The organism is Modestobacter sp. SYSU DS0657 (assembly GCF_054050925.1).
In genome coordinates this window covers 1-8,874 of record NZ_JBJHAG010000051.1, presented here as the reverse complement: position 1 = coordinate 8,874, position 8,874 = coordinate 1, and the positions used below count along the sequence as shown (strand labels likewise).

The window sequence follows — 8,874 nt, the reverse complement described above, 5'->3', positions numbered from 1 at the left end:
TACCGGCGGCACTCCGGCGGCGGGCGCCCCCCCGGCGGCCGCACCCCCCGGCGGAGCCCGGGGGTAACCCCACCCAGGCACGGCCGGGGGGGGCGGGCCCGGGGGCCCCGCCCCCGCCGTCGTCGGTGGGCCCTCGTGCTCGGCCGCCGGTGCGCCCCGGCGCCCTCAGCCCAGCTGTCGGCGGACCTCGGCGGCCACCCGGCCACCCTCCGCGCGCCCGGCGACGGCGCCCTGCACCGCGCCCATCACCCGGCCCATGTCCTTCATCCCCGACGCCCCGGTGCGGGTGATCACGTCGGCGACCAGCGCGGTCAGGTCGGCGTCGGCGAGCTGGGCGGGGAGGTACCCGGCGACGACGCCCTCCTCGGCGCGCTCGCGCTCGGCCTGCTCGGCGCGGCCGGCCCCGGCGTAGGCCTCGGCGGCCTCCCGGCGCTTCTTCGCCTCCCGGCGCAGCACCGCCTGCACCTCGTCGTCGGACAGCTCGCGGGCCTCCTTGCCGGACACCTCCTCGGCGGAGACCGCGGCCAGCACCATCCGCAGCGTCGCGGTGCGCAGCTCGTCGCGGGCCTTCATCGCGGTGGTCAGGTCGGTGCGCAGTCGTTCCTTCAGCTCAGCCACGGTGCCGAGCCTGCCACCCGGCCCACCACGGCGGCGACGCAGTTCCCCGGCCCCTAGGCTCGGGGGATGCGCGCGATCACCGCCGTCCCCACCGCCGTGCTCGCCACCGGCGCGGCCACCGTCGCCTATGCGGGCCTGGTCGAGCGCACCCGCTGGACGCTGCGCCGCTTCGACGTCCCGGTGCTGCCGCCCGGTTCCGCCCCGCTGCGCGTGCTGCAGCTGTCCGACCTGCACATGACCGCGGGGCAGCGGAGCAAGCAGGAGTGGGTCGCCGGGCTGGCCGCGCTGGCACCGGACCTGGTGATCACCACCGGCGACAACCTCGCCGGGATGGACGCCGTCCCGCCGACGCTGCGCGCCCTCGACCCGCTGCTGGACCTCCCCGGCGCCTTCGTGCTGGCCAGCAACGACTACTACGCCCCACGGCCGAAGAACCCGCTGAAGTACTTCAAGACCGATCACAAGCGGGTGCACGGCGACGAGCTGCCCTGGCGCGAGCTGCGCGACGGGATGACTGCCCGCGGCTGGCTCGACCTCACCAACGACACCGGGGCGCTCACCGTCTCCGGCACCCGGATCGCCTTCGCCGGCGTCGACGACCCCCACCTGAAGCTGGACCGGTACGACGAGGTCGCCGGCCCGGCGGACGCGACCGCCGACGTCCGGATCGGGCTGGTGCACTCCCCCGAGCCGCGGGTGCTCGACCGGTTCGCCGCCGACGGCTACGACTTGCTGCTGTGCGGGCACACCCACGGTGGCCAGCTCCGGGTGCCGTTCTACGGCGCGCTGGTCACCAACTGCGGCATCGACCGCGCGCACGTGCGCTGGCTGCACCGCTGGGCCGAGCCCACCCCGGAACACCCCACCGGCACCTGGCTGCACGTGTCCGCCGGGCTGGGCACCAGCCCGTACGCCCCGGTCCGCTTCGCCTGCCCGCCCGAGGCCACGCTGCTCACTCTCACCGCCCGTTGACGGGCGAAGGACCCCGTCCCACCCACCCTTCGCACGCTCAGGGCGGTGCCCTGGACGGGGCCTGGCCCCCACCACTCGCAGGCTCGCGGTGGGACCCTGCAGCGGGGCCGAAGGCGGCCGCTGAGCTCGATCAGGCATCGGCTACAGTTGTCGACGCACCTCGGGGTGTGGCGCAGCTTGGTAGCGCGCGTCGTTCGGGACGACGAGGCCGCAGGTTCAAATCCTGTCACCCCGACCAGTCACTCAGGGACCGCCCATCCGGCGGTCCCTGAGTGCGTTCCGGGGGAAGGTCACGGCACGGCACGGTTTCCGGCCGGCCCCCTGCGGGCACCGCCCCTCGGTGACCGAATGGCTGCTCCTGCTGGCAGCCGTGCTGCTGACCGCGCTCACCGGGTTCTTCGTCGCGGCCGAGTTCTCCCTCACCACCGTCGACCGGGGCAAGGCCGAGGAGGCCGCGGACGCCGGCGTGACCGGCGCCGCCGGTGTCGTCACGGCGCTGCGGGGGCTGTCCACCCAGCTGTCCGCGGCCCAGCTCGGCATCACGCTGACCACGCTGGTGGTCGGCTTCCTCGCCGAGCCGGCCCTGGGCGGCCTGCTGGAGCCGGTGCTGACGGCCCTCGGGCTGCCGGAGAGCACCACGACGCCGATCGCGATCGCGCTGGCCATCTTCCTGGCCACGTTCCTGCAGATGATCATCGGCGAGCTGGGCCCCAAGAACCTGGCCATCGCCCGGCCGCTGCCGACCGCCTCGGTCGTCGCCCCCGGGATGCGGCTGTTCACCACGGTGGCCGGCCCGGTCGTGCGCACGCTCCAGGGGCTGGCCAACGCGATCGTCCGCCGGCTGGGGTTCGAGCCCCGGGAGGAGCTCGACGACACCCGCGACGCCGAGGGCCTGGCCGCCGTCGCCCGGCGCTCGGCCGAGGAGGGCGACCTCTCCCCCGTCGCCGCCCGGCTGCTGGCCCGCTCCCTGGGGCTCCGGGAGAAGTTCGCCACCGACGTGATGACCCCGCGCACGCGGCTGTGGACGCTGAGCTCGTCGGCGACCGCGGCCGACGTCATCGACGCCGCCATCCGGTCGGGCAACTCCCGCTTCCCGGTCTACGGCGCCGACCTCGACGAGGTGACCGGCGTCGTGCACGTCAAGCACGCGGTCGCCGTCCCCGACGAGGACCGGCTCGAGCGCACCGCCGGGGAGCTGGCCGAGCCGGTGCTCGCCGTCCCGTCGTCGCTGCGGCTGGACCCGCTGCTGGACCTGCTGCGCGAGCAGGGGCTGCAGCTGGCCCTGGTGGTCGACGAGTGGGGCGCCACGCACGGCATCGTGACCCTGGAGGACATCGTCGAGGAGCTGGTCGGGGAGATCGCCGACGAGACCGACCGGCCGCTGCGCCAGCTGCGCCGCGTCGCGGACGACTGGCTGGTCTCCGGCCTGCTGCGCCCCGACGAGCTGCGCGAGCGCACCGGCATCGCGGTGCCCGAGGGGCGGTACGAGACCGTCGCGGGGTTCGTCGTGGAACAGCTGGCCCACCTCCCGGAGGAGGGTGAGTCGGTGGACATCGAGGGCTGGCGGCTCACCGTCGACGAGGTGGACGGACGGCGCATCGCCCGGCTGCGCGCCGTGCCCGTCCCGACCGACGGCGCGGGCCCCGACGACGACCCGCCCCCGGATGGCGCCGTACGACCGGCCGGCGCCACCGCCGTCCGGCCCGAGCGAGAGGTGGCCCGGGCATGAGCGACGGGTTGGCCCTGCTGGTCCTGGTCGCGCTCCTGCTGGGCAACGCCTTCTTCGTCGCGGCGGAGTTCGCCCTCGTCTCCGCCCGCGCCGACCAGATCGAGCCGCGCGCGGAGGCCGGGTCGGTGCGCGCCCGGAAGACGCTGGCCGCGATGCACAACGTCAGCCAGATGATGGCCGGCGCCCAGCTGGGCATCACGCTGTGCTCGCTGGGCCTGGGGGCGATCGGCGAGCCCGCCGTCGCGCACCTGATCGAGGCGCCGCTGGAGGCCGCCGGCGTACCGGAGGCGCTGCTGCACCCGATCGCGCTGGTGATCGCCCTCTCGCTGGTCACCGTGCTGCACATGGTGCTGGGCGAGATGGTGCCGAAGAACATCACCATCGCCGGGCCCGACCGGGCGGCGATCGCCCTGGGCCCGCCGCTGGCCGTGCTCGTGCGGGTGCTCAAGCCCCTCATCTGGTTCTTCAACACCGTCGCCAACGGCTTCGTGCGGCTGTTCGGGGTCACCCCCACGGACGAGGTGTCGGCCAGCTTCGACGCCGGGGAGATCCGCTCCATGATCACCCAGTCCCGGCGGGAGGGGCTGCTGGGCACCGAGGTCAGCGAGCTGGCCGCCGGGGCGCTGACCTTCGAGCAGAACGACGCCCGGTCGGTGCTGCTGCAGCTGGACGACCTGATCACCGTGCCCCGGGAGACCACGCCCCGGCAGCTGGAGCAGGTGGTGGCCGAGCACGGCTTCTCCCGCTACCCGTTGTGCCGGCCCGACGGAGCCCTCGCCGGCTACGTCCACGTCAAGGACGTGCTGGACGCCGGCCCGTCGCACCGCGACCAGCCCGTGCCCGGCAGCGCGGTCAAGGACTTCGTGGAGCTCTCCCCCGACGAGCCGCTGCCCGAGGTGCTGCAGGCGATGCGCCGCAGCGGTGCGCACCTCGGCCGGGTCGTCGCCGACGGCCGGACGCTCGGCGTGGTGATGCTGGAGGACGTGCTCGAGCAGCTGATCGGCGACGTCCGCGACGCCGGCGTGGACACCGCGCGGCTGCCGGCGCAGGCGGCCGGGGCGGGCGCCGGCGGGAGGTGAGCAGCGCGGCGGGGGGAGGATGACCCGGTGACCGCCGAGCCGAACCCAGCCCTTCCCGCCCCCGCGCTGCCGCCGGAGGTCACCGCCCGCTGGCAGGCCCGCTTCCGTGCGCCGCGGATCAGCCTGCCGGACTGGGCGGAGGACGCGCCGCACCGCAACGTGTACGCCTCCGACGCCAGCGGGGTCGTCGAGCAGTACGCCTGGGACCGGGAGACCGACGGCCACCGACAGGTCACCGACCGGCCCAACGGCACGCTGGCGGCCACGATCAGCCCGGACGGCGAGCGGATCTGGTGGTTCGCCGACACCGACGGCGACGAGTTCGGCGTCTGGCGCGTCCAGCCCTTCGCCGGTGGCGCCGACGAGGTCGCCGTCCCCGAGGTGGGGCCGGCCTACCCGGCGGGCCTGGAGATCGGCCGCACCGTGGTCGCGATCGGCCGCTCCACCGACGAGGGCAGCGAGCTGTGGATCGTGCCGTCCGGCGGTGCCCCAGCGGTCTTCTACACCTCGCCGGACCCGGCGTCGGTCGACGCGCTGTCCCGCGACGACGCGCTGCTCGTGTACTCCCACTCCGAGCACGGTGACCCCCGGTACCCGGCGCTGCGGGTGCTGCGCACCGGTGACCTGTCGGTCGTCGCCGACACGTGGGACGGCGAGGGCCGGGGGCTGCACGCGCTGAGCTTCTCCCCCGTGGCGGGCGACCAGCGGCTGCTGGTCGGGCACGAGCGCCGGGGCCGCGAGGAGCTGCTGATCTGGGACGTCGCCACCGGCGAGGAGACCGAGCTGGTGCTGGATCTGCCCGGTGACGTCACCGCCGGCTGGTACCCCGACGGCTCGGCGCTGCTGGTCGGCCACGACCACGCCGCACGCAGCGAGCTGTACCGCTACGACCTCGGCTCCGGGTCGTTGGAGCAGCTGGACACCCCGCAGGGCGTCGTCCGGGGGGCCACGGTGCGACCCGACGGCACGGTGGAGCTGGCCTGGTCGTCGTCCGAGCAGCCGCCGGTGATCCGCCGGGCCGACGGCCCGGTCGTGCTGGCCGCGCCCGGCGAGGCACCGCCGGCCGCCTACCCGGTCGAGGACCGCTGGGTGCCCGGTCCGGGTGGCGACGTGCACGCGCTGCTGGTCCGGCCGGCCGGGGAGGGCCCGTACGCCACGGCGTTCCTGGTGCACGGCGGCCCCGAGTCGCAGGACGACGACTCCTACCGCGCTCGCCGGGCGGCCTACGTCGACGCCGGCTACGCGGTGGTGCACGTGAACTACCGCGGCTCGACCGGCTACGGCAGCCAGTGGCGCGACGCCCTGACCGGCCGGCCCGGCCTGACCGAGCTGGAGGACGTCGCCGCCGTCTTCGACGCCCTGGTCGCCGAGGGCGTCGTGGACCCGGCCCGCGCCCTCCTGACCGGCGGTTCGTGGGGCGGGTTCCTCACCCTGCTCGGACTCGGCACCCAGCCGGGCCGGTGGGCCGCCGGGATCGCCGAGGTGCCGGTCGCGGACTACCTGGCCGCCTACGAGGACGAGATGGAGGGGCTGCGCGCCTACGACCGCGCGCTGTTCGGCGGGTCACCGGAGGAGGTCCGCGACGTGTACATGCGGTCCTCGCCGATCACCTACGTCGACGACGTCACCGCGCCGGTGCTGGTCGTCGCCGGGGCGAACGACCCGCGCTGCCCCATCCGGCAGATCGACAACTACATCGACGCGCTGGTGGAGAAGGGCAAGGCGCACGAGGTGTACCGCTTCGACGCCGGCCACGGCTCCCTGGTCATCGAGGAGACCATCCGCCAGGTCGAGGTCGCCCTGTCCTTCGCCCTGCGGCACGTGCAGCCCTGAGGGCTGCCCGGTGGGGCAGAAACGGCCTCTTCTGCCCCACCGGGGTCAGCGCTGGGCGGCGATGAGCTCGGCGATCTGCACGGTGTTGAGGGCAGCGCCCTTGCGCAGGTTGTCGTTGCTGACGAACAGCGCCAGCCCGCGGTCGCCGTCCTGGCGGATCCGGCCGACGTAGCTGGGGTCGGTGCCGGCGGCCTGCAGCGGGGTGGGGACGTCTGCCAGCTGCACGCCGGGCGCGGTCGACAGCAGCTCGGTCGCGCGGGCGACGCTCAGCTCGCGCTCGAACTCCACGTTCAGCGACAGCGAGTGCCCGGTGAAGACCGGCACCCGCACGCAGGTGCCGGACACCCGCAGCTCGGGGATGCCGAGGATCTTGCGGCTCTCGTTGCGGAGCTTCTGCTCCTCGTCGGTCTCGAAGGAGCCGTCGTCGACGACCGAGCCGGCCATCGGCAGCACGTTGAACGCGATCGGCGCGACGTAGACGCCCGGGTCCGGGAACGCCACGGCCGACCCGTCGTAGGCCAGCGCGTCGGCCTTCTCCACGACGGCCACCGCCTGCCCGTGCAGCTCCCGGACGCCGGCGACACCGGAGCCGGAGACGGCCTGGTAGGTGCTGGCCACGATCCGGGTCAGCCCGGCCTCGTCGTGCAGCGGCTTGAGCACCGGCATCGCGGCCATCGTGGTGCAGTTCGGGTTGGCGATGATCCGGCCCTCGGCGGCCAGCGCGATGTCCCCGGGGTTGACCTCGCTGCAGACCAGCGGGATCGCCGGATCGCGGCGGAACGCGGAGCTGTTGTCGATCACCGTGACGCCGGCCGCGGCGAACCGGGGGGCCTGGGCCCGCGAGGTCGAGGCGCCGGCGGAGAACAGCGCGACGTCCAGCCCGGTCGGGTCGGCGGTGGCGGCGTCCTCGACCACGATCTCGCCGTCGCCCCAGGGCAGCGTGCTGCCGGCCGAACGGGCGGAGGCGAAGAACCGGATCGACGCCAGCGGGAAGTTCCGCTCGGCCAGGATCGAGCGCATCGCCACGCCGACCTGGCCGGTCGCGCCGACGATCCCCAGGTGCAGTGGACGGCTCATCGCCCGGTACCTCCGTAGACCACTGCCTCGGCCTGGTCCGAGCCGAGGTCGAACGCGTCGTGCACCGCGCGGACGGCGAGGTCGACGTCGGTGTCGCGGCAGACGACGGAGATGCGGATCTCCGAGGTGCTGATCAGCTCGAGGTTCACCCCGGCGTCGGCGAGGGCGCCGAAGAACTTCGCCGAGACGCCCGGGTGCGAGCGCATGCCGGCACCGACCAGGGAGACCTTGCCGATGTGCTGGTCGAAGCTGACGTCGGTGTAGCCGACGGTGTGCTTGACCCGCTCCAGGGCGGCCAGCGCGGTCGGGCCGTCGCTCACCGGCAGGGTGAAGGAGATGTCGGTCAGCTTGCTGGCCTCGGCGGAGACGTTCTGCACGATCATGTCGATGTTGACCTCGGCGTCGGCCAGCACGCGGAAGATCTGCGCCGCCTCACCGGGCCGGTCGGGCACCCCGGAGACGGTGATCTTGCCCTCGCTCCGGTCGTGCGCGACGCCGGTGATGATCGCCTGTTCCACGGTGAGGTCCTCCATCGAGCCGGCCACGATCGTGCCGGGGAGCTGTGAGTAGGAGCTGCGCACGTGCACCGGGATGCCGTAGCGGCGGGCGTACTCGACGCAGCGGAGCATGAGCACCTTGGCCCCGGAGGCGGCGAGCTCGAGCATCTCCTCGTAGGTGATGGTCTCCAGCCGCTTGGCGTTCGGGACGATCCGCGGGTCGGCGGTGAAGACGCCGTCGACGTCGGTGTAGATCTCGCAGACGTCCGCCCGCAGGGCGGCGGCGACCGCGACCGCGGTGGTGTCCGACCCGCCTCGCCCGAGGGTGGTGACGTCCTTGGTGTCCTGGCTGACGCCCTGGAACCCGGCGACGATGACGATCGACCCGTCGTCCAGCGCGTCCCGCAGCCGGCCGGGGGTGACGTCGATGATCCGGGCCTTGCCGTGGCTGGAGGTCGTGATGACCCCCGCCTGCGACCCGGTGAACGACCGCGCCTCGTAGCCGTGCGTGGAGATGGCGATCGCCAGCAGCGCCATGGAGATCCGCTCGCCGGCGGTGAGCAGCATGTCCAGCTCGCGGCCCGGTGGGTCCGCGGTGATCTGGCTGGCCTGGTCCAGCAGTTCGTCGGTCGTGTCGCCCATGGCGGACACGACCACGACGACGTCGTCGCCGTTCTTCTTCGCCTCGACGATGCGCTCGGCGACGCGCTTCACGCGCTCGGCGTTCGCGACGGAGGAGCCTCCGTACTTCTGCACGACCAGGGCCACGACGCAAGGCTACCGGCGCCGTCGCCGGGAGCCGCCGCCGCTGGTCGCCGGCCGCCGCTGCTGTCCAGCAGGTGGGATGGGGAGGACGACGGGCGACCGCCCGCACGGCGCGCGGGTGTGCGCCGCCGGCTGGCTGGCTGGCTGGCTGGCTGGCTGGCTGGCTGGCCCCAGCGCACCTGCCCCGGCACAGTCGTGGGGGGGGGGGGGGGGGGGGGGGGGGGGGGGGGGGGGGGCGGGGGGGGGCCCGCGGGGCGGGGCGGGGGGGGGGGGGGGGGGCCGGCGGGGGGGGGGGGGGGGGGGG

7 protein-coding genes and 1 tRNA gene are annotated in these 8,874 nt (G+C 74.6%); 5 read left to right on the top strand and 3 right to left on the bottom strand.

Annotated elements, in window-relative coordinates; genetic code table 11:
• Positions 1–165: 165 nt before the first annotated feature.
• Positions 166–618, bottom strand: a complete 453-nt coding sequence (locus ACI79A_RS19475; RefSeq protein ID WP_457085409.1) for a GatB/YqeY domain-containing protein — start codon at positions 616–618, stop codon at positions 166–168.
• A gap of 66 nt (positions 619–684) precedes the next feature.
• Between ACI79A_RS19475 and ACI79A_RS19470 the strand changes: the two genes are divergently transcribed.
• The 5 genes from ACI79A_RS19470 to ACI79A_RS19450 all read left to right on the top strand — a co-directional run bounded on the left by ACI79A_RS19470 (position 685) and on the right by ACI79A_RS19450 (position 6,231).
• Positions 685–1,590 (top strand): metallophosphoesterase, encoded by a 906-nt coding sequence (locus ACI79A_RS19470; protein WP_457085408.1) that lies wholly within the window; start codon positions 685–687, stop codon positions 1,588–1,590.
• A gap of 161 nt (positions 1,591–1,751) precedes the next feature.
• Positions 1,752–1,828, top strand: a tRNA-Pro gene (locus ACI79A_RS19465).
• A 102-nt stretch (positions 1,829–1,930) separates the two neighbouring features.
• Positions 1,931–3,319: a hemolysin family protein gene (locus tag ACI79A_RS19460; protein ID WP_457085407.1), complete on the top strand. Its 1,389-nt coding sequence runs from the start codon at positions 1,931–1,933 to the stop codon at positions 3,317–3,319.
• Positions 3,316–4,398, top strand: a complete 1,083-nt coding sequence (locus ACI79A_RS19455) for a hemolysin family protein (protein WP_457085406.1) — start codon at positions 3,316–3,318, stop codon at positions 4,396–4,398. The genes ACI79A_RS19460 and ACI79A_RS19455 overlap by 4 nt, the downstream gene beginning before the upstream one ends.
• Before the next feature lie 27 nt (positions 4,399–4,425).
• Entirely contained in the window at positions 4,426–6,231 is a 1,806-nt protein-coding gene (locus ACI79A_RS19450; RefSeq protein WP_457085405.1) for a S9 family peptidase, read from the top strand.
• A 45-nt stretch (positions 6,232–6,276) separates the two neighbouring features.
• Here the strand turns inward: ACI79A_RS19450 and ACI79A_RS19445 are convergent, their stop codons facing one another.
• A complete protein-coding gene (locus ACI79A_RS19445; protein WP_457085404.1) occupies positions 6,277–7,308 on the bottom strand; it encodes an aspartate-semialdehyde dehydrogenase in 1,032 nt (343 codons plus the stop codon).
• Positions 7,305–8,573, bottom strand: a complete 1,269-nt coding sequence (locus ACI79A_RS19440) for an aspartate kinase (protein ID WP_457085403.1) — start codon at positions 8,571–8,573, stop codon at positions 7,305–7,307. Before ACI79A_RS19440 ends, ACI79A_RS19445 begins: the two co-directional genes overlap by 4 nt.
• Between the last annotated feature and the right edge of the window lie 301 nt (positions 8,574–8,874).